Consider the following 24622-nt stretch of genomic DNA (forward strand, 5'->3'; position numbering starts at 1 on the left):
GGGCCGAGATGGCGGCCGAACTGGTGAGGGGGCAGAACCACCCCCTCACCGAGACCCGTCTGGAGATCCGGGTGTCGGCCGGGCACCCGGTCGTCGCGGGCGCCACGCTCGCCGACGACCGCGGTGCCGTGCACGGCACCGCGCGCGTGGCCCATCCCGGCGCGCCCTCGCTCCCGGGCCTGGAGGTCCCGCGTCAGGCGGCGGCCGACCACCGCATCGCCGTCGACCTCGACGCGATGCCGCAGGACGTGCACCGCGTCACCGTGCTCCTCGCCCTGCCGCCCGGCACCGGCGGCCCGACCCGGTTCGGTGCCGTCGCGGCCCCGTTCCTCGCCGTCACCGGCCTCGACGGCACCGAGCAGGCCAGCTACACGATCACCGACCTCGACACGGAGTCCGCGGTCGTCGCCCTGGAGCTGTACCGCCGAGCGGGCGCCTGGAAGGTGCGCGCGATCGGTCAGGGCTACGCCGACGGCCTCGCCGCGCTCCTCGCCGACCAGGGCCTGACCGACGCGCCCGCCCTGGCCGGCGCCGTCCACGACGCGGTCGCGCGGGGACTGGCCCGCGCGGTCGCGCCGCCGCCCCGGTCGAGCGACGAGACGCAGGTCCGCCAGACGGCGGCGGCCGGCGCCGCCCCGGGCGGCCTGCCGCCCACCACACAGCCCCCGAGCAGCACCCCGTCCTCGGGCGGCCCGATCGACTACAGCCACCCGGGCCGCCAGGCACCCCCGCCGCCCCCGGCACCGGCACCGGCCCAGCCGGACCGCCCCGCGACCCCGGTCGCGGGCGACGCCACCGGCTGGTCCATGGAGGAGCGGCTCTACAACCAGGTCTGGGGCATGTTCGAGGACATGGCCCGCAGCACGGCCGCCTACCGCAGCGCCGTCGACTTCGCCGACTCCCGTATGGAGCAGGAGCTCGACCAGGTCCTCTCCGACCCGCGCAGCCGCATCGGCGGCCAGGCGGACGCGGCGCGCGAGGCCGCCCGGGCCAAGCACGAGGCCCTCGTCGACCGCGCGCGGGAGGCCCTGGACCGGGACCTCGCCCAGCTCGCCGCCGAGGCCGACGTCGTCGAGCCCGCGCTCCCGGCCCCGTACGCCCGCTGGGACAACCCTTGCTGGCACGCCTACCGCAGCCCCATGGAGATGCCCATGGCGGTCCGGCTCGGCGACCTGCGGCTGCCCGAGGGGGACGCCGCCGGTATCGGCATCCCGATGCTGGTGCGGCTGCCGCTGGAGCGCGGCCTGTGGATCGACTCCGGGGCCGCGGCCGGTGACACGCTCACCGACGCCGACGAGCTGCGCTCCCGCGCGGCCCACACCGCGGTCCTGCACGCGGCCCGGCTCCTCGCCGCCTACCCGGCCGGCGAGTTCAGCGTCCACGTCGTCGATCCGGCCGGCACGGCGGCGGGAGCGCTCGCCCCGCTCGTCGACGCGGGAGTGCTCGCCGGACCGGTGGCCAGGGGAGCGGCCGGTGTCTCCGAGACGCTCGCCCGGCTGACCGAGCGCGTCGACCTCGTGCAGATGGCGGTCCGGGCCGGCGCCGCGGACGCGCTCCCGCCCGACCTGGACATCGCCGAGCAGCTTCTGATCGTGCACGACTTCCCGCACGGCTTCGACGACCGGGCCGTCACCCGGCTGCGCTATCTCGCGGACGAGGGCCCACGGGTCGGCGTCCACCTGATGCTGGTCGCCGACCGCGCGGACGCCGCCGAGTACGGGCCGCTCCTGGACCCGCTGTGGCGCGCGCTGCTCCGCCTGACGCCCGTACCCGACGACCACCTGGCCGACCCGTGGGTCGGGCACGCGTGGACGTACGAGCCGCCGGCCGTTCCGCACGGCAGCGCGGTGCTGCCCCAGGTCCTCGCCGAGGTCGCCAGGGCGCGGACGGACCTCCGAAGGGAGAGAGATCTCTGATCCCCTGACCTGCGCACTTGGTCTGCCCTTTACTTAAACCTTTACCTTCCATGGTGCATTCAGGTACTCTCCTTTACGCGGAGGGGAGTACTCCTTGCGCGACGTTCCCGTCAGTACGGACCCGGCCCGATGCCGTGGATCCCGGGGCGTCGGCCCGCGGCGCGGTCCCCGCGCCCGGGTGGAAGAGACCTCCGGCAGCGACGACGCTGATCAGTAGCCGTACGACGCCGGAGGCGCAGTGGACGTATCGATCACTCTCTGGGTACTGACCGTTCTCGGTCTGTGTGCCCTCATCGCGGTCGACTTCTTCATCGGGCGCAAGCCCCATGACGTGTCGATCAAGGAAGCGGGCATCTGGACGGTGGTCTGGATCGTGCTCGCCGCGCTCTTCGGCGTCGGCATCACGATCTGGGGCAGCGGACAGGCCGGCGGCGAGTTCTTCGCGGGCTTCATCACCGAGAAGTCGCTCAGTGTCGACAACCTCTTCGTCTTCATCCTGATCATGGCGAAGTTCTCGGTGCCGTCCCACCTGCAGCAGCGGGTGCTGCTCTTCGGCGTGCTCATCGCGCTCGTCCTGCGGGCGATCTTCATCGCGGCCGGCGCGGCGATCATCGCCAGCTTCTCGTGGGTCTTCTACCTCTTCGGTGCCTTCCTCATCTACACCGCCTGGAAGCTCATCAAGGAGGCCATGGCGGACGAGGAGGACGAGGAGTTCGAGGAGAACAGGCTCCTGAAGTCCATCGAGAAGAAGTTCGGCGTCGCGGACCGCTACCACGGCACCAAGCTCTTCATCCAGCAGCACGGCAAGAAGGTCATGACGCCGCTCCTGGTCGTCATGCTCGCCATCGGCATGACCGACGTGCTGTTCGCGATGGACTCGATCCCCGCGATCTTCGGCCTCACCCAGGACCCGTACATCGTCTTCACGGCCAACGCGTTCGCGCTGATGGGCCTGCGCCAGCTGTACTTCCTCATCGGCGGTCTGCTGCGCAAGCTGGTCCACCTCAGCTACGGCCTGTCGGTGATCCTCGGCTTCATCGGCATCAAGCTCGTGCTGCACGCGCTGCACGAGTCCGGGGTGCACGTGCCCGAGATCTCCATCCCGGTCTCGCTCGCCGTCATCTGCGGCGTCCTCGTCATCACGACGATCACGAGCCTCATCGCCTCCAAGAAGCAGGCCGAGCGGGAAGCCGCCGAAGAGACTCCGAAGGACAGCGTCGAGGCCTGACCACGACAGGCGTAGAAAACACCAGCACCGGGAGGTGCGGCGTCCGGTTGCCGCACGCGCCTCCCGGTGCTTGTTTGGCTATGAGGGCTGCCCGCCCCGGGGAGCCACGGCACGACGGGGATGGACCCCATGAGCCAGAAATTCGTTCAGATCATCGACTTCGAGACGCAACGCATCGACGAGGTGAGAGCGCTTCTCCTCGACTTCGAGAAGCAGATGATGGCGCAGTCGCCGCGCCCCGACAGCGCGCCCACGCACCGCATGATGCTCACGGACCGGGACACCGAGGGCCGGCATCTCGCCATCGTGGAGTTCGAGTCCTACGAGGACGCGATGCGCAACAACGACCGGCCCGAGATCAACAAGCTCAGCGAGCAGCTCGTCGCCCTGTGCACGCGCCCGCCGGTCTTCACCAATTGCGACCTGACCGACTCCCGCGAGCTGAAGTGAGGCAGCCCGCCGCACCGGCACGAGGCCGCCGCCCGGCACACCCCTGACGGCCCGCGCCGAAGTCGCGCCCCCGCCCGCCCCCGGGCACCATCGAGGCATGATCACCAGACTCCGGGCCCTCGCCACACAGTGGTACGTCTTCGTCCCGGTGGTGGCCGTCGTCCTGCTCGGGTTCACCTGGGGGCGCGATCTGCCCGGTGCCGTGGTCGCGATCGCCTCCGTGGTGCTCGCCGCGTCCGTCCTCGCGGCCGTCCACCATGCCGAGGTCGTCGCCCACCGCGTCGGCGAACCCTTCGGCTCCCTGGTCCTCGCCGTCGCCGTCACCATCATCGAAGTGGCTCTCATCGTCACGCTGATGGCCGACGGCGGAGACAAGAGCGCCACCCTCGCCCGGGACACGGTGTTCGCCGCCGTCATGATCACCTGCAACGGCATCGTCGGCATCAGCCTGCTCTCCGCCGCGCTGCGCCACCGCGTGGCCGTCTTCCAGTCCGAGGGGACCGGCGGAGCCCTCGCCACCGTCGCCACGCTCGCGACCCTCTGCCTGGTCCTGCCGACCTTCACCACCAGCAAGCTCGGCCCCGAGTTCTCCACCTCGCAGCTGATCTTCGCGGCCGTCGCCGCGGTCGTCCTGTACGGCCTCTTCGTCGCGACGCAGACCGTCCGGCACCGCGACTACTTCCTGCCGATCACCAAGCACGGCGAGGTCATCGACGCGGACGACCACGCCGACGCGCCGACCACCCGCACCGCCCTGATCAGCCTCGGGCTGCTCGGCCTGGCCCTGGTCGGCGTCGTGGGCCTCGCCAAGGGCGTCTCCAAGACGATCGAACACGGCGTGGAGGCGGCCGGCATGCCGCACGCCGTCGTCGGCGTGATCATCGCGCTGCTCGTCCTGCTGCCGGAGACCATCGCGGCCCTCCGCGCGGCCCGCCGCGACCGCGTGCAGACCAGCCTCAACCTCGCGCTCGGCTCCGCGATGGCCAGCATCGGCCTGACCGTCCCCGCCGTCGCCATCGCCTCGTTCTGGCTGTCGGGCCCCCTCGTCCTCGGCCTCGGCGCCACACACATGGTGCTGCTCGCGCTCACCCTGATCGTCAGCACACTGACCGTCGTCCCCGGCCGGGCGACCCCGCTGCAGGGCGGCGTCCACCTCGTCATCCTGGCCGCCTACGTGGAACTCGCCGTCACGCCCTGATCCCGCGGACCGATACGCCCCGTTGGGCGGCGCGCCCGCGTGATAGACCCACAGGGAGCAAACGCCCGACGTACGGAGGTCCTCGTGCCGCACACCCTCGCCACCGCCCCGATCATGGTTCTCAACGGTCCGAACCTGAACCTGCTGGGCAAGCGGCAGCCCGAGATCTACGGCCGGGACACGCTCGCCGACGTCGAGGCCCTGTGCGCCAAGGCGGCCGCCGCGCACGGTGCCACCGTCGACTTCCGGCAGTCCAACCACGAGGGCGAACTCGTCGACTGGATCCACGAAGCCCGCGAGAACCACGTCGGCATCGTCATCAATCCCGCCGCCTACTCGCACACCTCCGTCGCGATCCTCGACGCGCTCAACACCTGCGACGGACTGCCCGTGGTCGAGGTCCACATCTCGAACATCCACCAGCGCGAGGAGTTCCGGCACCACTCCTACGTGTCGCTGCGCGCCGACGGCGTGATCGCGGGATGCGGCGTACAGGGCTACGCGTTCGGCGTGGAGCGCGTAGCCGCGCTCGCCGCACCCGGTGCCGCGGGGGCCTGAGCGGTCCGCGGACGCCCGAGGCACGCGCGCGCAGCGCTCAGTTCAGACGGCCCGCCTCCACGATGCGGCGCAGGAACTTCCGCGTGCGTTCCTCCTGAGGGTCCTCGAACACCGCCTCCGGAGCGCCCCGTTCGAGGACGACACCGCCGTCCAGGAAGCACACCTGGTCGGCGACCTCGCGCGCGAAGCTCATCTCGTGCGTCGCCAGCACCATGGTCATGCCCTCGCCCTTGAGGTCGCGCACGACGTCCAGGACCTCACCGACGAGCTCCGGGTCCAGGGCGGCGGTGATCTCGTCGAGCAGCAGCAGCCGGGGACGCACGGCCAGGGCCCGCACGATCGCCGCACGCTGCTGCTGGCCGCCGCTGAGCCGGTCCGGGTACTCCGTGGCCTTCGCCCCGAGCCCGAGCCGCTCCAGGAGCCCCCTGGCCTCTTCCTCGGCCTTCTCGCGGGGCACGCCGTGCACCCGGCGCGGCGCGAGCGTCACGTTCTCCAGGACGGTCATGTGCGGGAACAGGTTGTAGGCCTGGAAGACCACCCCGATCCGCCGGCGCACCGCGTCCGCGTCCGCGCGCGGGTCGGTGATCTCCTCGCCGTCCAGCCAGATCGCCCCGTCGTCGATCTCCTCCAGGAGATTGGCGCAGCGCAACAGGGTCGACTTGCCGGACCCCGAGGCGCCGATCAGGGCGGTCACGGTGTGCTGCGGCACGTCCAGGTCGACGTCCCGCAGCACCACCGTCTCGCCGAACGTCTTGCGGACGGACTCCATCCGCAGCACCGGCTCGGTCATACGAGACCTCCTTGCGCCCGGCGCCGGTCCATCCGGGCCGTCACCCAGTCGGTGAACCGGGTCATGGGGATCGTGAGCGCGACGAACACCAGACCCGCCACCACGTAGGGCGTGTAGTTGAAGTCCTTGCTCGCGATGATCTGCGCCGCGTACACGGCGTCCACCGCCCCGCCGATGGAGACCAGGCCCGTGTCCTTCTGGAGCGAGACCAGGTCGTTCAGCAACGGCGGCACGACACGGCGCACCGCCTGGGGGATCACCACGTGCCGCAGCGTCTGCCGGTTGCTCAGCCCCAGGGAGCGCGCGGCGGCCCGCTGCGAGGGGTGCACGGACTCGATGCCGGCCCGGAACACCTCGGCGACGTACGCCGAGTACGTGAGCACGAGCGCGGCGCCGCCGAGCAGCACCGGATCCGTCGTCACGCCCTGGAGGCGCAGCGCGGGCACGCCGAAGATGACGAGCAACAGGCAGATGATGAGCGGCAGTCCGCGGAAGAAGTCCGTGTAGGCCGTAGCCAGGGCGCGCAGCGGGAAGAAGACCGGGCCACGCAGCGTCCGCGCGAGCGCCAGCAGCATCCCCAGGACGAGCACGCACGCGCCGCACACCACAAGAAGGCGCACGTTCAGCCACAGCCCGTCCAAGACCTGGGGCAGCGCCACGCGCGCGTAGTGCGCACTGAAGAACGTCTCCTTCGTCCGCTCCCAGCCGGGGGAGTTGACGACGACGAGGAACAGCACCGCGCCGGTCACCAGGGTGCTCAGCGCCGCCACGGCCGTCGCCCGGCGCGCGCGGACCCGCTTGTGCCGCTCGCGCGCCAGACGGCGCTCCGAGGGTACGTAGGCGTCTTCGACGGCGGACGCCTCCTTCGTGACGGTCACTTGAGCACCGGAGCGTCGACGGCTTCGGAGAGCCACTTCTTCTCCAGGGAGGCGAGCGTGCCGTTGTCGCGGAGCTTGTCCACGGCGCCGGAGACGCACGAGGTCAGCGCGCTCTCCTTGTCGAGCACGAGGCCGAACCGCTCGGGCGTGCCCGTCGTGTTCTCGAACTGGCCCACCACTTCGGCGTCGGTGACCTCGGCGCCCGTGATGTAGAACGCGGTCGGCAGGTCGACGACGATGGCGTCCACCTGGCCGTTCTTGAGAGCGGACTTGGCGAAGTCGTTCTTCTGGTAGACGGACGGCTTCTGGGTGGGCTTCACGAGGTCGTTGACGAAGTCCAGGCTGGTGGTGCCCACTTGGGCGCCCAGCTTCACGTCCTTGAGGTCGGCGACGCTCTTCGCCTTGGCGGCCTTGGACGTCTTCAGGGCGACGACGGCCTGGCGCACCTCGTAGTAGCCGGACGAGAACGCGACGGCCTTCTTGCGCTGGTCGCTGATCGACACCTGGTTGATGTCGAAGTCGAACTTCTTGGCGCCCGGGGCGAAGGAACTGTTGAACGGCACGGTCTGCCAGACCACTTGGCCCTTGTCGTAGCCGAGCTGCTTCGCCACGGCGTAGGCGACGGCAGATTCGAAGCCCTTCCCGTTGGCGGGGTCGTTGTCCTCGAACCACGGGGCGTAGGCGGGCTTGTCCGTGCCCACGGTGAGCTTCCCGGAGGCGACCGTGGCCAGCTCGCCCGGAGCGCAGGAGGCGGCCGTCGTGGCGTTCCCCGAGGCCTTCTTCTCGGGCTCGGGGGCGCAGGCCGAAGCGGTGACGAGGACGACGGCGGAGCAGACGGCGAGGCGCGCGACGCGCCGGGCGAGAGGCATGGGCATGGCGGGAGACTGACAGTGCGCGGCCTCGCCTGTCGAGATCAGGCCGGTAACTGTCCGGATAGTGGAACGGTGTTGCTGCATTGTGAACAGCAGCCGGCCCGCCCCCACTTGCTCGCGTGCTCGCGCCCAAGTGGGTCCCTACGGGGTCTACGAGGTCTGCGGGGTCACCAACCGCGGGCGCGCCACTCCGGGAGGCCCGGGCGCTCGGCGCCCAGCGTCGTGTCGTTCCCGTGCCCCGGGTAGACCCAGGTCTCGTCGGGGAGCACGTCGAAGAGCTTCGTCTCCACGTCGTCGATGAGGCTGGCGAACGCCTTCGGGTCCTTCCACGTGTTGCCCACGCCGCCCGGGAAGAGGCAGTCGCCCGTGAAGACGTGCGGGTGGCCGTGCGGGTCGTCGTAGACGAGCGCGATGGAGCCCGGCGTGTGGCCCACCAGATGGCGGGCCGTGAGCCGCACGTTCCCGAACTCGATCACGTCCCCGTCGGCGACGGTCACGTCCGTCGCCACGGGGATGCCCTCGGCGTCGTCGCGCCCCGCGTACGTGCGCGCGCCGGTCGCCTCGACGACCTCCGCGAGCGCCTGCCAGTGGTCGCCGTGCCGGTGGGTGGTGACGACGGCGGCGATGCCGTCGTCACCGATGAGGCGCAGCAGGGTCGCCGGCTCGTTCGCCGCGTCGATCAGGAGCTGCTGGTCGGTCGCCCGGCAGCGCAGCAGGTACGCGTTGTTGTCCATCGGGCCGACCGCGACCTTGGAGATCATCAGGTCCCGCAGCTCGTGCACGTCCGCCGGGCCGCCGACCTTCACTGCTCCGCTGTACGTCATGGGATCAGCCTATAGCGGGGGCAGGGAGGGCAGCGTGCCCCGGTCGACGGTCAGTGCGCTGCCGTCCCGGCGGCCCGAGAGCCAGCCCAGGAGGTCCGCCTGGCGTCCGCGCACGACGATGCCGAGCGGCGGCACCGCGCCGTCCTCGATCTCCTCCACGGTGGGGCTCTGCACCGCGCCCGTGGAGACCATCCGGCCGTCGTCCTGCTTGATCAGGACCGGCGGCAGGCCCGGGTGGTCGCGGAAGCGCCGGGCGAGGAAGTTGATCTCGCGCTGGGTGAACTCCGCCGAGAGGTCCTCCAGCTCGTAGCCGATCCCGAGGTCCACGTGGTGCAGGTCCACCTCGATCCAGCGGCGGAACGGCACGTTGCCGGCCGCGTCCTTGACGCCGTTGCGCAGCTCGACCGTGCGGGCCCAGTCGGCCTCCTCGGCACCCTTGCGCTGGAACCGCTCGGCGCTCGCCCGCAGGTCCGCCACCTGATCGCGCAGCTCGCGCGGGGCGTCCCGCACGATGTCGGCGTCGCGCGCCTCGGCGCTCGCGTACATCGGCAGGCCCGCGAGAACGTTGACGAGCGCGTCCGCGTTCCGGGAGAGGTGGGCGAGGACGTGGCCCCGGCTCCAGCCGGGCAGCCGTGACGGCTCGCTCACGGCGGCGTTGTCCAGGGTGGCGACAGCGGCGAGCAGCCGGTCGGTCGCTTCGCGTACAGACACCAGGTCGCGCACATGATCACTCATGACGCCGACGATAGTCGGGCCACACGTTCGGGTGAAGGTCGCCTGCCCCTCACTGAAATCGAATGTACGTGCTATAGGCTCGCGTGCGGCGTCGGGCATTCTTGAAGGTCCGGGTTTGTTACCCATCAGGGAATCCGACCGGCGTTGTCAGTGGCTCCCTCTAGTCTTCGTAAGGGCAGTCCTCCCGGGCCTTCCGCGTCCGCCGCGACGCGGCCCGCCCGGGACGCCCGACCTCGGGGGACGGGGGCTCCGCCCCTGTCACTTCACTCAAGAAAGGTGCGGACCGGCGTGGCCGACCGTCTCATCGTCCGTGGTGCGCGCGAGCACAATCTCCGGAACGTCTCGCTCGACCTTCCGCGCGACTCCCTCATCGTCTTCACCGGTCTGTCCGGCTCCGGCAAGTCCTCGCTCGCCTTCGACACGATCTTCGCCGAGGGACAGCGCCGCTACGTGGAGTCGCTGTCCTCGTACGCCCGCCAGTTCCTCGGCCAGATGGACAAGCCCGACGTCGACTTCATCGAGGGCCTCTCACCGGCCGTCTCGATCGACCAGAAGTCCACGTCGCGCAACCCGCGGTCCACGGTCGGCACCATCACCGAGGTCTACGACTACCTGCGCCTGCTCTTCGCGCGCATCGGCAAGCCGCACTGTCCGCAGTGCGGCCGCCCGATCGCCCGCCAGTCGCCGCAGGCCATCGTGGACAAGGTCCTCGAGCTGCCCGAGGGCAGCCGCTTCCAGGTCCTGTCGCCACTCGTGCGCGAGCGCAAGGGCGAGTTCGTCGACCTCTTCGCCGACCTCCAGACGAAGGGCTACGCCCGCGCACGCGTGGACGGCACGACGGTCCAGCTCTCCGAGCCGCCCACACTGAAGAAGCAGGAGAAGCACACCATCGAAGTGGTCGTCGACCGCCTCACGGTGAAGGACTCCGCCAAGCGCCGCCTCACCGACTCCGTGGAGACCGCCCTCGGCCTGTCGGGCGGCATGGTCGTGCTCGACTTCGTCGACCTCCCCGAGGACGACCCGGAGCGCGAGCGCATGTACTCCGAGCACCTGTACTGCCCGCACGACGACCTCTCCTTCGAGGAGCTCGAGCCCCGCTCCTTCTCGTTCAACTCGCCGTTCGGCGCCTGCCCCGACTGCACCGGCATCGGCACCCGCATGGAGGTGGACCCGGAGCTGATCGTCCCCGACGAGGACAAGTCGCTGGACGAGGGCGCCATCCACCCCTGGTCGCACGGCCACACCAAGGACTACTTCGGCCGCCTCATCGGGGCACTCGCCGACGCCCTCGGCTTCCGTACGGACATCCCCTTCGCCGGGCTGCCGCAGCGCGCAAGGAAGGCGCTCCTGTACGGCCACAAGACCCAGATCGAGGTCCGCTACCGCAACCGGTACGGGCGCGAGCGGGTCTACACGACGCCCTTCGAAGGCGCCGTCCCCTTCGTGAAGCGCCGCCACAGCGAGGCCGAGTCGGACTCCAGCCGCGAGCGCTTCGAGGGCTACATGCGCGAGGTGCCCTGCCCCACCTGTGAGGGCACGCGCCTGAAGCCGATCGTTCTGGCCGTCACGGTCATGGGGAAGTCGATCGCCGAGGTCTCGGCCATGTCGATCAGCGACTGCGCCGACTTCCTGGCCCAGCTGACGCTGAACGCGCGCGACAAGAAGATCGCCGAGCGCGTCCTCAAGGAGGTCAACGAGCGGCTCCGCTTCCTCGTCGACGTCGGCCTCGACTACCTGTCGCTCAACCGCGCGGCGGGCACCCTCTCCGGCGGCGAGGCCCAGCGCATCCGTCTCGCCACCCAGATCGGGTCCGGCCTCGTCGGTGTCCTCTACGTGCTCGACGAGCCCTCCATCGGCCTGCACCAGCGGGACAACCACCGGCTGATCGAGACCCTCGTCCGCCTGCGCGACATGGGCAACACGCTCATCGTGGTCGAGCACGACGAGGACACGATCAACGTCGCCGACTGGGTCGTCGACATCGGCCCCGGCGCGGGCGAGCACGGCGGCAAGGTCGTGCACAGCGGCCCCTTGAAGGAGCTGCTGGGCAACGCGGAATCGATGACCGGCCAGTACCTGTCGGGCAAGAAGTCGATCCCGGTCCCCGACATCCGCCGGCCCGTCGACCCCTCGCGCCGCCTGACCGTCCACGGCGCCAAGGAGAACAACCTGCGGGACATCGACGTGTCCTTCCCGCTGGGCGTCCTCACGGCAGTCACCGGAGTCTCCGGCTCCGGCAAGTCGACGCTGGTCAACGACATCCTGTACACGCACCTGGCCCGCGAGCTCAACGGCGCGCGGTCCGTCCCCGGCCGCCACACGCGGGTCGAGGGCGACGACCTCGTCGACAAGGTCGTGCACGTCGACCAGTCGCCCATCGGCCGCACCCCGCGGTCGAACCCGGCGACGTACACGGGCGTCTTCGACCACGTCCGCAAGCTGTTCGCCGAGACCACCGAGGCCAAGGTGCGCGGCTACCTGCCCGGACGCTTCTCCTTCAACGTCAAGGGCGGCCGCTGCGAGAACTGCTCGGGCGACGGCACGATCAAGATCGAGATGAACTTCCTCCCGGACGTCTACGTCCCGTGCGAGGTCTGCCACGGTGCGCGATACAACCGCGAGACGCTGGAGGTCCACTACAAGGGCAAGTCCATCGCCGAGGTCCTGGACATGCCGATCGAGGAGGCCCTCGGCTTCTTCGAGGCGGTCCCGGCGATCGCCCGTCATCTGAGGACGCTCAACGACGTGGGCCTCGGCTACGTCCGTCTCGGGCAGTCGGCGCCGACCCTCTCCGGCGGTGAGGCGCAGCGCGTGAAGCTCGCGAGCGAGCTGCAGAAGCGTTCGACGGGCCGCACGGTCTACGTGCTCGACGAGCCGACCACCGGTCTGCACTTCGAGGACATCAGCAAGCTGATCACGGTCCTGTCGGGCCTTGTCGACAAGGGGAACTCGGTCATCGTGATCGAGCACAACCTCGACGTGATCAAGACGGCCGACTGGATCGTCGACATGGGCCCGGAGGGGGGCAACGGAGGCGGTCTGGTCGTCGCCGAGGGCACCCCGGAGCAGGTCGCGGCCGTCCCGACGAGCCACACCGGCAAGTTCCTCCAGGACGTGCTGGGCGCGGACCGGGTGGGCGACGCCGTGGTGCCGGCGGCGCGGACGCGCAAGCCGGCCAAGAAGGCCGTCGCCGCGGCGGCCAAGGCTCCGGCGAAGAAGACCGCGACCGCGAAGACGGTCAAGACGGCCAAGGCGACCAAGGCGGCTGCGACCAAGACGACCAAGGCGGCTGCGAAGAAGGCGACGAGCCGGACGCGCAAGGCCTGAACCGCGACAACAGAGAGTGCGGGTGCGTGGCGATCCCGTCACGCTCCGTGAAATTTTCGGCGCCCCGTGGGAACTCCCCGCGGGGCGCCGTGCGTTCTCTGATCAACCGGCCGACGCCGGACGCACGTTGACAACTGGAGAGGGAAAGAGGGAGGGGAAGACGGGGGTGTGGGGTGGAGCAGGCGGCTACAGGGAGCCGACCTCGGCGGCGTACGGCGGCTCCGCGCCCGCCCGGGAGCACGTGATCGCCGCGGCGCGGGCGGCGAAGCGCAGCAACCGGCTCCAGTTGTCGCCGCTCAACTGCCCGAGCGCGATGGGAGAGAGGGCGCCGAGCGCCGAAAGTCCGTGCAGCAGCGCCGCGTTGACGGTGTCGCCCGCGCCGATCGTGTCCACGACGTCCACGTCCTCGCCCGGCACTGAGTGGGTTGCGCCGTCCCGGGTGAAGGCGGTCAGGCCCTCGCCGCCGCTCGTGACGACCACGGCCGACGGGCCGGCGGTCAGCCATTCCTGAGGGGTGCCGCCCAGCCACCGGGCGTCCTCCTCGGACAGCTTCAGCAGGGCCGTCGAGGGCAGCCAGCTCTTGAATCGGGCGCGGTAGGCGTCCGGGTCGGGGATCAGACCGGCCCGGATGTTGGGGTCGAGCGCCGTGAAGACCCCCGAGGCGGCGGAGGCCCGCATCAGCTCCTCGTACGCGGTGGCGCCCGGCTCCAGCACGAGCGAGCAGGTGCCGAACGACACCGCCCGCGTCCCCACGGGCAAGGCGCCCGGCACCGCGAACAGCCGGTCGGCGGTGCCCTCCACGTAGAAGGAGTATCCGGCGGAGCCGTCGGCGCCGATGGAAGCGACGGCCAGCGTCGTCGGCTCGTCGCCCCGCTGTACGGGGGAGACGTCCACGCCGGCCTCCCGTAGCCCGCCGAGAAGGGCCTCGCCGAACGCGTCACGGGACACGCGGGAGCAGAAGGCGACGGGGGAGCCGAGCCGGCCCAGCGCCACCGCCGTGTTGTAGGGACCGCCGCCCAGGCGCGGAGCGAGGTCGGGGAGCGGGCCCCGGCCCCCGTCCGGCCCGGCACCGGCGTTCGGCCCCTGCGGGACGAGGTCGATCAGGGCCTCTCCGGCGACGACGATCACGGTGGTTCCTCTCGGGTGGTTCGGGGTGGGGCGGCTGCTGGGGAGTGGCGCAGCGTGGTGCGACGGTGTGGAGGTCGGGCGGGGCGGGTGGCACCGCGGGCACGCGCCGATGCCACCCGTGGGCAGGCTAGAGCTTCGCGGGGAGCAGGGTCTCGTGCTCGCCCGACTCCGACGCGTTCTCGCGGCCGGCGGGTGCGGCGAGGGCCGGGTCGGGCAGCGCGCTCCCGGAGAGCGCCTTCGCGTCGGGCCGGAGCGTGAGGACCGAGAGCGCGGTGAACAGGGCGACGACACCGGCCAGCAGGAGATAGGTGCGGGCGAACCCGATGGAGTCGTAGCCGATGCCGGCCAGGGGCGAGATCACGGCCGCGCCCAACTGCGCGGCGAGCTGGAAGCCGACCAGGTAGATCGAGGAGGACAGACGCGACTCGAAGTGCAGGTTGATGTACTTGAAGATCGCGATGAGCATGATCGGCAGTTCGGCGGCGTGCATCAGCTTGACCGCGGAGATGGCGGCCGGATCGGTGACGAGACCGGACAGGCCGATGCGGGCGGCCATGATGCAGCCGGACAGCAGCAGGGACTTCTTGGGGCCGAGCCGGTTCACGAGGAAGGGGGCGAGCGCCATGCCGCCGGCTTCTAGGAAGACCTGCACGGAGTTGAGATCGCTGTACATCCGGTTGCCTTCGCCGGCCGTCGAGAACAGTGAGGCGAAGTACGAGGGGAACATCTGGTCGTACGTGTTGTACGTCGCGGTCACGGCGATCACGAAGAGCAGGAGCCCCCAGAAGGCCGGGTAGCGCAGCAGGGACTTCACGTCGGCCATCGACACGGAGGAGGCGGCGGCTTCCACGGCGGCCGAGCGACGCCCGTCGGTCACCCGGATCGAGACGATCAGGACGAGGAAGACGGCGGCCGAGACGGAGGCGGCCCAGAAGTTGAGACGGGGATCTATGTTGAACAGCCGGCCCGCGAAGAACGTCGCCGCGGCCCAGCCCAGCGAGCCGAACATGCGGGCGCGGCCGAACTCGAAACCGTGGAAGCGGCCGAGGCGCTCCGTGTAGCTCTCCAGCGTGGCGACGGCGACGGCGAACGCCATGGCGAGATAGGCGGCCCCGACCAGCAGGCCGAGGGCGAACTGGGTCTTCAGCAGCGGCCCGTACACGTAGATGTACATGGGGCCCACGAGGAGCATCAGGCCGGAGACCCAGTACAGGAGGTTCTTGCGCAGGCCGAGCTTGTCCTGGAGGTAGCCGTAGACCGGCATGGTGATCAGGCAGCCGATGGCGTTGGCGCTGATCACGAGGGAGCTGCGGCCGGCGGACAGGCCGATGTCCTGGGTCAGCCAGATGGAGAAGAGTGACCAGGACAGCGACCAGGTCACGAAGAACATGAACAGGGCCGCGCTGACGAGCGTGAAGTTCAGCCGGCGGCGGCTCGGGCCGGTGGTGACGGCGGGGGCACCGTGATGCCCCGTGGTCGGGCCCTGCCCGGTGGTCTGGTCGGTCATGTGCTGCGCTCCCTCGCGCCTGTGGCGCCCGTTCATGATGCCGGAACGAATGGCTCCGCCTGGAGTCCGTGTGCGGCCGCGGACTGCGACCGGGGGTGGGGCGGTGGTGTTCCGGGTGGTTCCCGGTGTTCCGGCGGGCGGTGATCCGAAGTCCCTCGCACCTTTCCTGTCACGTGCTAGGGCGGCACAACTATCACGTGTTAGGTTCGCGAAATCAAGACCTCGCCGGAACTCGGTGGAGTCGGCAGGAGTCAGCAGAAGCAAGGAGAAGGCGCATGTCCGACCGGGCCACCCGTCCGTACCCGCCCGCCGTCGCCGTCGACCGGGACGTTCCGCGTCTGCACGTGCGGCCCGGTGCCGGCCGCTGGTGCAACGACCCCAACGGGCCGCTCTTCCACGACGGCCGCTACCACCTGTTCTTCCAGCACAACCCGCACGCGGCGGTCTGGGGCGACATCCACTGGGGCCATGCCTCCAGCCCGGACCTCGTGCGCTGGACGGATCACGGGGTCGCGCTGACCCCCACGCCGGGCACGCCCGACGAGCTCGGTGCCTGGTCCGGGTGCGCGGTCGTGGACGACGGCATCCCGACCGCCGTCTACACCGGCATGGACCGCCGCGACGGCGTCGGCTCCGTGATGCTGGCCCGGGCCACCGATTCGACCATCGGCTCGTTCAAGGCCGAACCGGACCCCGTCGTGCCCGGCCCGCCGCCCGGCCTCGATCTCATCGCGTTCCGTGATCCGTACCTCTTCACCCACGAGGGGCGGCGCTGGGCGGTCGTCGGTGCGGGGCACCGGGGCGGGCGGCCCGACGTGCTGCTCTACCGCGTGGACTCGATGACGCGGTGGACGTACGCCGGGTCGCTGCTGGACGCGGACGACCCCGTCGCCGGACGGCACGCGGCGCCCGCGACGGCCTGGGAGTGTCCGGCACTGCTGCCGACGGGGGACGGGCGCTGGGCGCTGTTGCTCTCCCTGTGGATCGACGACATCACGTACGCGACCGCGTATCTGACCGGTGTGCTCAGGCCCGCGGGGGAAGGCGGGGGCGGGTTGCGTTTCGAGCCCGCCGCGGGAGGTCTGTTCGACCACGGCCGGGACTGTTACGCGCCCACCGCGCTCGTCGAGGACGACAGGACGCTTGTGTGGGGCTGGAGTTGGGAGTCACGGACCGAGGCGGAGTCCGTCGCGGCGGGCTGGGCCGGTTGCCTCACGTATCCGAGAGAGGTCGGCGCGCACGCGGACGGTTCGCTGAGGGTGGCACCCGCGCGGGAGCTCGCGGGGCTGCGCGGGCGGGCCGTCGGGGTCGGGGAGGAGCTGCCGGCGGCGTACGAGGTGCAGGTCGACATGGCTGTCGCCCAGCCCGACACGGAACTCGCGGTCCGGCTGGGCACCGGGGCCGAGCTGCGGGTCAATCCGACGCGGGGCTCGCTCACACTGGACCGTTCGGCGACGCCGGCGTCGGGCACGCACCCGTACCCCCGTGCCTCGTCGGTGGTCGCGGTGGCCTCCGGCGGTACGGGTGGACGCCTGCGGGTGTTCGTGGACGGGCCGCTGATCGAGGCGTTCTGGGACGACCGGGTCGTGCTGACGGAAAAGGTGTACCCCGCCCCGGCCGGGCCCCTGTCGGTGGACCTGGTGCAGGGGGCGGGGGACGTGTCGGTGTCCGCGTGGGAGGCGGTGGTGGAAGGGGTATGAGTGGGGAGGGTCCTCCGGCCGGCAGGGCTGGGGGACCCTGCCCTCTGTGCTTGGTGGGGCCCAGTCTCTGGGTGGCCGCTGTCCTGTTTCGTGCCGCCACCGCAGCTGCCCTGCCCTGCCAGTCCGATCTGTGGGGGGCGGCAGCCGCAGCGCTGCCGCCCGCACCCCACTCCGGCGCGGCCCGCTTCTCGCCCCGCCCCCGGTCCCTGTCCGCGCGGGATGCCGCAGCCGCCCTGCCGGTCGGCTCCGCGCCAGCCGCCCTGCCGGTCACGGGCACCGACGCCCTCGCCGGCCGCCCGGACGCTCCGCGCCAGCCGCCCCGCCGGCCGGCTCCGCGACGAGCCCGCCGCTATGGCTCCGCCGCCCCACCCCGCAGGCATGTCGCGCAGGTCACCTGGGGGCCCGTCGGGTGTTCCGTTCGCCGCCGGTATCGTCACATCCGTACCCCCCGTTCCCGTTCGGTACGTGGAGCCCGAAGGGGCGGCCAGGTCGGCCGGGCGGTGGGTGCGTCTCGATCGCACAGTCACCGAACGTGGAGCCCAGATGCCCGGCACGCCCCTGTCCAGCAGTGCACGCCTGTCCCGCCGTACCGCTCTGCGCGGGGTGGCCGTGGCGGGGACGGTCGGGCTCGGGCTGACCGCGTGCTCCCCGGAGGACGGCGGCTCGGCGGCCGCTCCCAGCGTGCCCGTCGACCTCGGCAGCGCCGAGGACGTCCCGAAGGGCGGGGCGAAGCTCTACAACGACGAGAACGTGGTGGTGAGCCGTGCCGAGGACGGGACGTACAAGGCGTTCAGCACCGTCTGCACGCACGCGGGCTGCCCGATCCGGATGCTGAAGGGTACGGAGCTGACGTGCAACTGCCACGGCAGCAAGTTCGACGCCACCACCGGCAAGGTGCTGCACGAGCCGGCGACCGTTCCGCTCACCGAGCTCAAGGCGAAGGCCGAGGGCGGCAAGCTCATCGTCTCGCCCTGACCCTCGGCCCTCTGCGTCTCCGGTCCTTCGGCCTCAGCTTTCAACAGGCCTCAACAGGCCTCAGCCCTTCAGGCCCGAGGACGTGATCCCCTCGCGGAGCGGTCGCTGGCCGATGACGAACACGGCGACCGCCGGGATCATCGAGAGCACGACCCCCGCGAGCACCACCGAGATCGACCCGGTGCCGAGGTTGCCCTGGAGCGAGACGAGGCCGAGCGGCATCGTGAAGTTCTCGTTGCTGGTCTCCAGGATCAGCGGCCGGAAGAACTCGTTCCAGTGATAGTTGAAGGCGAGTACCCCGACGATCGCCAGACCGGGTCGGGCCAGGGGTGCGTACACGGACCGGAAGACCCGCCAGGGTCCGGCCCCGTCGATCATCGCCGCCTCGCCGAGTTCCTTGGGCATCGTCAGGAAGTACTGGCGCATCAGGAAGGTCCCGAAGGCGGTCGGCACGGCCGGCACGATCAGGCCGAGCAGCGTGTCCGTCAGCCCCATCTCCTTGAGGATCAGGAACACGGGCACGATGGTGATCTGGACCGGCACCATCATCGTGGCGAGGACCAGTCCGAACAGGGGCTTCTTGAAACGGAAGTCGAGACGGGCGAACGCGTACCCGGCGAGCGCGGCCGAGATCATCTGTCCGATCGCGATCAGGCCGGTCACGAGCGCGGAGTTGAGCGCGATCAGCCAGACGTCGAGCTGCTGGAAGACGCCTCGGTAGGCGTCGAGCGTGCCGTGCGCCGGGATGATCCGCGGAGGCAGATCGAAGGACTCGGCGGGCGTGCGCAGGGACGTGGACACCGTCCACACCACGGGCCCGATGGTCAGCAGCGCCACGAGCGCGAGCCCGGCGACGCGCCCGAGGACGCCCAGGCGGCGGGTGGTGAGCGAGCCCAGGCGCGCGGCGACGCCACCGCCCTGGGGGCGCCGCGTCTTCTCGGTGAAGGGAACTGCGGTCATCGCGGGTCGACCTCTCCAACCAGTCACTGGTAGTGCACGAAGCGGCGGCTGAGCCGGAACTGCAGCGCCGTGACGACGAGAATCAGGGCGAACAGGACGACGCCGACCGCCGAGGCCTCGCCGAACCGGAGCTCCTCGAAGGCGGTCTGATAGAGGACCATCACCACGGTCCGGGTCGAGTCGCCCGGCCCGCCGTCCGTGAGCACGTAGGGCTGCTCGAAGACCTGCAGGGCGTTGATCACACCGACCACCGAGGCCACCAGGAAGGTGGGGGAGAGCAGCGGCAGCGTGATCCGCAGATGCTTGCGCAGCCCGGTCGCTCCGTCGACGGCGGCGGCCTCGTGGAGCTCCTTCGGAATGTTCGCCAGCCCGCCGACGAACAGCAGGAACGAGAAGCCGAACTGCTGCCACACATAGACGAGGACCACGGCGGACAGCGCCCACGTCTCGTCCGTCAGCCAGGGCACGGGTGACGCGCCGGCCTGCCCGATCAGCCAGTTCACGACCCCGAAGTCCTGGTTGAACAGGTACTTCATCACGACGGACACCGAGGCCGCGCTCAGGACGAGCGGGAAGAAGAAAGCCGAACGCAGCGCCTGCCGCACCCAGTTCGGCATCCGGCCCTGCAGGGCCAGCGCCAGGACGAGCGCGATCAGCAGTTGCAGCGAGACGGCGAACACCATGAACAGCAGGGTGTTGCCGAACGCTGCGCGGACCGAGGAATCGGTCGCCAGAGCACGGTAGTTGTCGAGTCCGGTGTAGTGCGCCGGGTCGATCACGTTCCAGCGGAAGAACGACAGCACGACCGACCCCGCGATCGGCACCACGGTGAACACGACGACGCCGATCACGGTCGGTGCCAGGAACAGCCGGGCCGTCCATCGCTGCCGCCGCTGCGCCGCCCGGTCCCTCGCGGCCCCGCCCGCGGCGCGGTCCGTCGCACGGCTTCGGCTTCTCATATCCCACGCTCCATGGCGCGCTCCAGGTCCGCCTGCATCGCCCGCAGCGCCGGCGCGACCTTGCGCGGCGAGTCGAGAGCGGTGGCGGTGTGCTTGGTCAGGGCCAGTTCCACGGCGGCGACCTGCGGAGGGGCGGGGATCGGGCCGGTCGTGGGGAAACGGTCGAAGGTGTCGTAGAAGACGTCCCAGTGGGCGGGGCCCGTCCGCGCGTACCGCCGCGCGGTGAGCAGCGAACGCCGCGCCGGAGTCGTCGTGTTCGCCGCGAACAGCGAGGTCATGACGTCCTTGCGGGTCGAGTACTTCACGAACTCCCAGGCCTCGTCCTGGCGCCGGGAGGTGCGCAGGATCGCGTAGCCCGCCCCGCCGAACTGGTGGCGCTGCGACCGCCAGCGGGGGAAGTACGTGGCGTCGTACGCGTCGCGCGCCACGCCCGCCTGGTGCAGTCCGCCCGCCCAGAAGCCGCCGGCGGGCGTCGCGCCGACCCGGCCGGTGGAGAAGGCGCCGACCAGGTTCGTGCCGCTGCCGCCCTCGGGCCGTGAACAGAGCCCGTCACGGACGAGACCGGCGAGATACTCGTACGTCTCGACGGTGCGGTCGGCCGTGGCGGTCGGCGTCGTCCAGCGGAAGCCCCCGCCGCGGCCCGCGCGCTGCCGCGCGTCGTAGAAGGAGTTCCACAGCCACTCCCCGCCCGGAGCCCTGGACTCGCGCAGGATGTTGGTGTCGTTGACGAACAGCCAGGGGACCACTCCGCCCCACAGCCGATTGGTCCAGTAGAACGGCGTGAAGTGCGCCCCGCCCTTGCGCTTCATGGCGCGCAGCAGGCGGGTGAAGTCGTCGCGGTCCCAGTCGTCCGGCGGGAGTTCGACGCCGGTGCGCCGGAGGACGGTGGTGCTGAGGTACATGTCCGCGGCGTTGAACTCGACGGGCAGCTGGTACAGCGAGCCCTCGTACATCATCGATTCGACGAGCGACGGGTGGACGTCGGCGAAGTACTCCTTGAGCTCGGCGGCGTCCCGCTTCACGCGCGCGTCGAGCGGCACGCCGAGGCGGTCGGCGAACAGCTGGACGCCCTCGGTGGCGACGTACACCACATCGGGCGCCCGGCCCGCGGCGATCTGCGTGAGGATCTTCGCGAAGAAGTCGTTCCAGTCCTTGGCCTGGACGGCCAGCAGCCGCACCGGGATGTCCGGGTGCAGTTCCTGGAATCCGTCGGCCAGCACCTTCTGCATGGTCGGGTCGATCGCGGCGCCGAGGACCGCGACGGTGAGCATCGAACCGTCGCGCCCGGGGATGTCGGCGGCGGTCAGCCGGTCCCAGCTCGCGCCGGTGGCGGCGAGACCGCCGGCGGCCAGGGACCAGCCGCCGGCGCGCAACACGGTGCGACGGCTGGGCGGGAAGTGACTCCGGGTCATACCGAGAGGCCTAACTCGTGATAGTTGGCGTGGCCTCCGGATGATGTGAGGGCGCGGACGGCGCCGTCAAGAGGGCTGCGCGGGCTTCTTCGAAATGCCCGAAGACCCTTGCGCGGCAAGACCTATCACGAGTTAGGGTTGCGACCGCCCTCCCTCGTTCCCCGCCGGAACATCCCCTTGGTCGAAAGGTCGGTTCGCCATGCCCGCACGAGAGGTGCCCGCACGAGACGTGCCCGCGCAGGACATGCCCGCCGGACGCAGGAAGAGCGCGGCCGGGAACACCGCCGCGGCCGGCGGCGCGCGCTCGCTGAGCCGGCGCGCCGCGCTGCTGTCCGCCGGCTCCACCGCCCTCGCGGCCGCCGCACTGCCGTCCCGCCCCGCGGCCGCGGCACCGAAAGCGGCCGGTCTCGGCAGCTTCCGCGCCGCCTACCACCTCACCGTTCCCGACAACTGGAAGAACGATCCGCAGCGCCCGATCTGGGTGAACGGCCAGTACCTGTACTACTACCTCTACAACGCCGACTACCTCACCGGATCCGAGGGCACCGCCTGGCGCCTCGCCACCAGCACCGACCTCGTCCGGTACCGCGACGAGGGGGTCGCCGTCCCCAAGGACGTCATCCCCGCCGGTGACGTCTGGTCGGGCAGCGCGGTCGTCGACGAGAAGAACACCGCCGGGTTCGGTGCGGGCGCCGTCATCGCGCTGATCACCATGGAGCCCGACGCCGGCACCGCCTCCCAGGCCCAGTACCTCTGGTACTCCACCGACCACGGCCGCACCTTCACCTCCCACAGTGACGACCCGGTGCTCCCCAACCCCGGGGGCAAGGACTTCCGCGACCCCAAGGTGCTGTGGGACGAGGCCCGCGGACGCTGGGTCGCGGCCCTCGCCGAAGGGCACAAGATCGGCCTGTACACCTCCGCCGATCTGCGCTCATGGACGTACCGCAGCGGCTTCACCCGCGACGACCTCGGCACCCTGGAATGCCCGGACCTGTTCGAGATCCGGGCCGCGGACGGCACCGCGCACTGGATCCTCGCGGCCTCCGCCAACGGCACCCAGCGCGGCCTGCCGGCCACGTACGCCTACTGGACCGGCGACTTCGACGGCACCGCCTTCAGCCCCGACGCCACCGAACCCCAGTGGCTCGACCATGGCCCCGACTTCTACGCGGCCGTCACCTGCGAGAAGCGCGCCGCCGACGGCACCGTCGATCCCGCCGCCCGGTACGCCTTCGCCTGGACCAACAACTGGACCTACCCGCACAACACGCCGACCCTCGTCGCCGACGGCTTCAACGGCACCGACTCCCTCACCCGTGAACTCACCCTGGAACGCGCGGGCGACGGCACCTACCACCTCGCCTCCCGGCCCGCCCCGGCCCTCGACCGCTACGCCACCGGCACGAAGAAGCTCGGTGACGTCACCGTCGACGGCAGCAAGGCCCTCGACGTCACCGGCACCTCCTACGAGATCCGCGCCCGGCTCCGCTGGACACCCGGCACGACCGAGAACCTCGGCTTCCAGCTCCGCAAGGCGCCCGGCGGACTGCGTCACATCGACGTCGGCGTGTACGTCGCCGGCGGCTTCGCCTACGTCAACCGCGGCGGCACCATCACCCCGGGCGGCCCCGCCGAGACCCACACCCCCGTCGACGCCGCCGCCGGCTCCCTCGACGTGCGCGTCTTCGTCGACCACACCACCGTCGAACTGTTCGTCGGGGACGGCCGCCACGTCCACACCCACCAGGCCTTCCCGCTCCCCGGCGACGACCGCATCGCGCTCTACTCCTCCGGCGGCCCGGCCGTCTTCGAGGACCTGAGGGTCATCACGTACGACCTGGGCTGACACCCGGGTATCCGGCACTCTGCCACCGGCCACCCGGGTGCCGGGCGCCCGGCTCGACGAGTGCCGTTGTACGTATGACGGACCGAGCCGCTGATCGCCGGTCGCCCCGTGTTACGTATGACGTGCTCCTCGGTGGCCGAGGCGCGCAGGAGGCCGGACGGGCGGCCCGGGAGGACTGGGTGGTCCGGGAGATCCGGGAGATCCGGGTGGTCCGGGAGGTCTGGGCGGTCCGAGAGAACCGGATGGTCCGAGAGAACCGGGTGGTCCGGAGTCGGCTCAGGCCCCGCCGGGCTTCGCCACCGATGCCCGCTCGACCAGGGGACACGGGAGGCGGACCACGTCGCCCGTGGCCACCGGCTCGTCCCGCTCGACCGCGTCGAGCAGCGCGTCCACCGCCGCCGCCCCCATCGCGTGATGAGGAAGGGCGACCGTGGTGAGCGCGGGGACGAGCCGGTCGGCCATGTGATCCTGGTCGTCGTAGCCCACCACCGACAGCGCCTCCGGGACCGCGATGCCCAGCCGGGCCGCCGCCAGCAGCACCCCGGCCGCCACCCGGTCGTTCGCACACACGACCCCGGTGGGACGCTCCGCCTCACCGAGCACCCGCAGCGCCGCCGCGTACCCCTCGTCGATCTGCCAGCCGGCCCGCAGCATCCAGGCCTCGCGCACCTCCAGACCGGCCGCGCTCATCCCGTCGGTGAAGCCGCGCGCGCGATCCTCCGCCGCGATGTTGCCCACCGCCCCGCCCAGCAGCGCGATGTCACGGTGCCCCGCGGCGATCAGCGCGTCCACCGCGCGGCGCCCGCCCGCCCGTTCGTCGGCCACCACGGCCGCGTACGAACCCGCCTCGCGCGGCAGGCAGTTGGCGAGCACCGTGCGCGCCGGATCGACCCCCGCCGGCACCTCCGTCGTGCGCAGCTCCATCGACGCGTACACCAGACCGTCGACCCGGCGGGCCCGCAGCTCGGCGATCGCCTCGGCCTCCGCGGCCGGGTCCCGGCGCGACTCCAGGAGCAGGATCTGATGCCCACGCGCGCGTGCCGCCTCCATCGCGCCCAGCACCATGCGCCCGGCGAACGGGCTGGTGGCGATCTCGTCGCTGAGCATCCCGATCACCCCGGTGCGCCGTCCGCGCAACGACCGCGCCACCTCGTCGGGCCGGTAGCCGAGCTCGTCGGCGGCCTCGCGGATGCGACGCTGCGTCTCGGCCGAGAGGTTGCCCTGGGCGCGTCCGCTGAAGACGAAGGACACGGCGGCACGGGACACACCGGCGAGCTCCGCCACGTCACGGGCGGTCGGACGCTTCACGCGAGGGTTCTCCTTCAGCGGCGGGGATCACGGGGCGCTCCCTAGTCT

General features: G+C 71.1%; 20 protein-coding genes. 9 read left to right on the forward strand and 11 right to left on the reverse strand.

The features are described from left to right. Positions 1–8 precede the first annotated feature (8 nt). From IAG42_RS27085 to aroQ, 5 genes are all read left to right on the forward strand, one after another. Positions 9–1916 (forward strand): TerD family protein, encoded by a 1908-nt coding sequence (locus IAG42_RS27085; protein WP_188339567.1) that lies wholly within the window; start codon positions 9–11, stop codon positions 1914–1916. 238 nt (positions 1917–2154) lie between these two features. Beyond that, positions 2155–3144 carry a TerC/Alx family metal homeostasis membrane protein gene (locus tag IAG42_RS27090; protein WP_188339568.1) on the forward strand — a complete coding sequence of 330 codons (990 nt, stop codon included), beginning with the start codon at positions 2155–2157 and terminating at the stop codon, positions 3142–3144. Positions 3145–3273: 129 nt separating this feature from the next. Continuing rightward, positions 3274–3594, forward strand: a complete 321-nt coding sequence (locus tag IAG42_RS27095) for a hypothetical protein (RefSeq protein ID WP_188339569.1) — start codon at positions 3274–3276, stop codon at positions 3592–3594. Positions 3595–3691: 97 nt separating this feature from the next. After that, positions 3692–4792, forward strand: a complete 1101-nt coding sequence (locus tag IAG42_RS27100) for a calcium:proton antiporter (protein ID WP_188339570.1) — start codon at positions 3692–3694, stop codon at positions 4790–4792. 84 nt (positions 4793–4876) lie between these two features. Continuing rightward, positions 4877–5350, forward strand: coding sequence for a type II 3-dehydroquinate dehydratase (aroQ, locus tag IAG42_RS27105; RefSeq protein ID WP_188339571.1), 474 nt, complete (start codon positions 4877–4879; stop codon positions 5348–5350). Positions 5351–5387: 37 nt separating this feature from the next. Here aroQ and IAG42_RS27110 read toward each other — a convergent pair whose 3' ends face one another. The 5 genes from IAG42_RS27110 to IAG42_RS27130 form a co-directional block, all read right to left on the reverse strand. Next, on the reverse strand, positions 5388–6140 hold the full coding sequence (locus IAG42_RS27110; RefSeq protein WP_223206180.1) for an amino acid ABC transporter ATP-binding protein: 753 nt from the start codon (positions 6138–6140) through the stop codon (positions 5388–5390). Then, positions 6137–7018 (reverse strand): amino acid ABC transporter permease, encoded by an 882-nt coding sequence (locus IAG42_RS27115; RefSeq protein ID WP_188339572.1) that lies wholly within the window; start codon positions 7016–7018, stop codon positions 6137–6139. The genes IAG42_RS27110 and IAG42_RS27115 overlap by 4 nt, the downstream gene beginning before the upstream one ends. Beyond that, complete coding sequence (locus IAG42_RS27120) at positions 7015–7887, reverse strand: ABC transporter substrate-binding protein (RefSeq protein ID WP_188341636.1); 873 nt, start codon at positions 7885–7887, stop codon at positions 7015–7017. The genes IAG42_RS27115 and IAG42_RS27120 overlap by 4 nt, the downstream gene beginning before the upstream one ends. 170 nt (positions 7888–8057) lie before the next feature. Next, the gene (locus tag IAG42_RS27125) at positions 8058–8714 is read right to left on the reverse strand and encodes an MBL fold metallo-hydrolase (protein ID WP_188339573.1); all 657 of its coding nucleotides are present in this window, start codon (positions 8712–8714) and stop codon (positions 8058–8060) included. Positions 8715–8723: 9 nt separating this feature from the next. Further along, positions 8724–9449 (reverse strand): maleylpyruvate isomerase family mycothiol-dependent enzyme, encoded by a 726-nt coding sequence (locus IAG42_RS27130; RefSeq protein ID WP_188339574.1) that lies wholly within the window; start codon positions 9447–9449, stop codon positions 8724–8726. Between the two features lie 288 nt (positions 9450–9737). Here IAG42_RS27130 and uvrA point away from each other — a divergent pair, with 288 nt between their 5' ends. Continuing rightward, positions 9738–12776, forward strand: coding sequence for an excinuclease ABC subunit UvrA (uvrA, locus tag IAG42_RS27135; protein ID WP_188339575.1), 3039 nt, complete (start codon positions 9738–9740; stop codon positions 12774–12776). A 186-nt stretch (positions 12777–12962) separates the two neighbouring features. On the opposite strand, the gene IAG42_RS27140 is transcribed toward uvrA, so the two are convergent. Both IAG42_RS27140 and IAG42_RS27145 read right to left on the reverse strand, forming a co-directional pair. Then, complete coding sequence (locus tag IAG42_RS27140) at positions 12963–13904, reverse strand: carbohydrate kinase family protein (RefSeq protein ID WP_188339576.1); 942 nt, start codon at positions 13902–13904, stop codon at positions 12963–12965. 127 nt (positions 13905–14031) lie between these two features. Beyond that, the gene (locus IAG42_RS27145; protein WP_188339577.1) at positions 14032–15411 is read right to left on the reverse strand and encodes an oligosaccharide MFS transporter; all 1380 of its coding nucleotides are present in this window, start codon (positions 15409–15411) and stop codon (positions 14032–14034) included. A 275-nt stretch (positions 15412–15686) separates the two neighbouring features. Between IAG42_RS27145 and IAG42_RS27150 the strand changes: the two genes are divergently transcribed. Together IAG42_RS27150 and IAG42_RS27155 are read left to right on the forward strand one after the other, a co-directional pair. Next, a complete protein-coding gene (locus tag IAG42_RS27150; protein WP_188339578.1) occupies positions 15687–17111 on the forward strand; it encodes a glycoside hydrolase family 32 protein in 1425 nt (474 codons plus the stop codon). Between the two features lie 543 nt (positions 17112–17654). After that, positions 17655–18086, forward strand: a complete 432-nt coding sequence (locus tag IAG42_RS27155) for a Rieske (2Fe-2S) protein (RefSeq protein WP_188339579.1) — start codon at positions 17655–17657, stop codon at positions 18084–18086. Between the two features lie 60 nt (positions 18087–18146). Here the strand turns inward: IAG42_RS27155 and IAG42_RS27160 are convergent, their stop codons facing one another. Genes IAG42_RS27160 through IAG42_RS27170 form a run of 3 tightly spaced genes read right to left on the reverse strand, consistent with a single transcriptional unit; the run spans position 18147 to position 21417 of the window. Beyond that, on the reverse strand, positions 18147–19046 hold the full coding sequence (locus IAG42_RS27160; protein WP_188339580.1) for a carbohydrate ABC transporter permease: 900 nt from the start codon (positions 19044–19046) through the stop codon (positions 18147–18149). A 23-nt stretch (positions 19047–19069) separates the two neighbouring features. After that, entirely contained in the window at positions 19070–20005 is a 936-nt protein-coding gene (locus tag IAG42_RS27165; RefSeq protein WP_188339581.1) for a carbohydrate ABC transporter permease, read from the reverse strand. Beyond that, the gene (locus IAG42_RS27170) at positions 20002–21417 is read right to left on the reverse strand and encodes an ABC transporter substrate-binding protein (protein WP_188339582.1); all 1416 of its coding nucleotides are present in this window, start codon (positions 21415–21417) and stop codon (positions 20002–20004) included. The genes IAG42_RS27165 and IAG42_RS27170 overlap by 4 nt, the downstream gene beginning before the upstream one ends. Before the next feature lie 244 nt (positions 21418–21661). On the opposite strand from IAG42_RS27170, the gene IAG42_RS27175 reads away from it, so the two are divergent. Next, positions 21662–23266, forward strand: a complete 1605-nt coding sequence (locus tag IAG42_RS27175; protein ID WP_188341637.1) for a glycoside hydrolase family 32 protein — start codon at positions 21662–21664, stop codon at positions 23264–23266. Between the two features lie 276 nt (positions 23267–23542). On the opposite strand, the gene IAG42_RS27180 is transcribed toward IAG42_RS27175, so the two are convergent. Next, positions 23543–24574, reverse strand: a complete 1032-nt coding sequence (locus IAG42_RS27180) for a LacI family DNA-binding transcriptional regulator (protein WP_188339583.1) — start codon at positions 24572–24574, stop codon at positions 23543–23545. Positions 24575–24622: the final 48 nt, after the last annotated feature.

It is taken from the genome of Streptomyces xanthii, assembly GCF_014621695.1.
In the GTDB taxonomy this organism is placed as follows: Bacteria; Actinomycetota; Actinomycetes; order Streptomycetales; family Streptomycetaceae; genus Streptomyces; species Streptomyces xanthii.

Excerpts from the sequence above, each read along its gene's own strand:
- IAG42_RS27085 (WP_188339567.1), top strand. The coding sequence starts at position 9 with ATGGCGGCCGAACTGGTGAGGGGGCAGAACCACCCCCTCACCGAGACC.
- IAG42_RS27095 (WP_188339569.1), top strand. The coding sequence starts at position 3,274 with ATGAGCCAGAAATTCGTTCAGATCATCGACTTCGAGACGCAACGCATC.
- IAG42_RS27100 (WP_188339570.1), top strand. The coding sequence starts at position 3,692 with ATGATCACCAGACTCCGGGCCCTCGCCACACAGTGGTACGTCTTCGTC.
- IAG42_RS27110 (WP_223206180.1), bottom strand. The coding sequence starts at position 6,140 with ATGACCGAGCCGGTGCTGCGGATGGAGTCCGTCCGCAAGACGTTCGGC.
- IAG42_RS27120 (WP_188341636.1), bottom strand. The coding sequence starts at position 7,887 with ATGCCTCTCGCCCGGCGCGTCGCGCGCCTCGCCGTCTGCTCCGCCGTC.
- IAG42_RS27125 (WP_188339573.1), bottom strand. The coding sequence starts at position 8,714 with ATGACGTACAGCGGAGCAGTGAAGGTCGGCGGCCCGGCGGACGTGCAC.
- IAG42_RS27130 (WP_188339574.1), bottom strand. The coding sequence starts at position 9,449 with ATGAGTGATCATGTGCGCGACCTGGTGTCTGTACGCGAAGCGACCGAC.
- IAG42_RS27145 (WP_188339577.1), bottom strand. The coding sequence starts at position 15,411 with ATGACCGACCAGACCACCGGGCAGGGCCCGACCACGGGGCATCACGGT.
- IAG42_RS27150 (WP_188339578.1), top strand. The coding sequence starts at position 15,687 with ATGTCCGACCGGGCCACCCGTCCGTACCCGCCCGCCGTCGCCGTCGAC.
- IAG42_RS27155 (WP_188339579.1), top strand. The coding sequence starts at position 17,655 with ATGCCCGGCACGCCCCTGTCCAGCAGTGCACGCCTGTCCCGCCGTACC.
- IAG42_RS27160 (WP_188339580.1), bottom strand. The coding sequence starts at position 19,046 with ATGACCGCAGTTCCCTTCACCGAGAAGACGCGGCGCCCCCAGGGCGGT.
- IAG42_RS27165 (WP_188339581.1), bottom strand. The coding sequence starts at position 20,005 with ATGAGAAGCCGAAGCCGTGCGACGGACCGCGCCGCGGGCGGGGCCGCG.
- IAG42_RS27170 (WP_188339582.1), bottom strand. The coding sequence starts at position 21,417 with ATGACCCGGAGTCACTTCCCGCCCAGCCGTCGCACCGTGTTGCGCGCC.
- IAG42_RS27175 (WP_188341637.1), top strand. The coding sequence starts at position 21,662 with ATGCCCGCCGGACGCAGGAAGAGCGCGGCCGGGAACACCGCCGCGGCC.